Source organism: Flagellimonas sp. S3867 (assembly GCF_014698935.1).
Taxonomy (GTDB): domain Bacteria; phylum Bacteroidota; class Bacteroidia; order Flavobacteriales; family Flavobacteriaceae; genus Flagellimonas.
Window position 1 is genome coordinate 1 of sequence record NZ_JACVMN010000021.1, and the last position, 302, is coordinate 302.

The window sequence follows — 302 nt, forward strand, 5'->3', positions numbered from 1 at the left end:
ATACTTACGGTCGGTATCGAGGACGGTACGGCCCAGACGGTGGACCTGTCGCATATGGACGACAATGGAACGGACGACCAGACCGCCAGCGAGGTGAACATCACCGACGCCGGAGGCAACTTTACCGCAACGGAGGTCGAGGGAGCACTTGCAGAGCTTGCAGCGGGCAGCACGGACGACCAGAACATAGAGAGCCTTGGTGTCGACCTTGGCACAAATATACTTCCTGTCGGTATCGAGGACGGTACGGCCCAGACGGTGGACCTATCGCATATGGACGATGCCGGAACGGACGACCAGAC

General features: G+C 59.3%; 1 protein-coding gene. It reads left to right on the forward strand.

Annotation, left to right across the window (positions count from 1 at the left end; all coding sequences use genetic code 11):
• Positions 1-39: 39 nt before the first annotated feature.
• The coding region (locus IAG46_RS17595; protein ID WP_190811702.1) for a hypothetical protein at positions 40-302 on the forward strand (263 nt) is incomplete at its 3' end.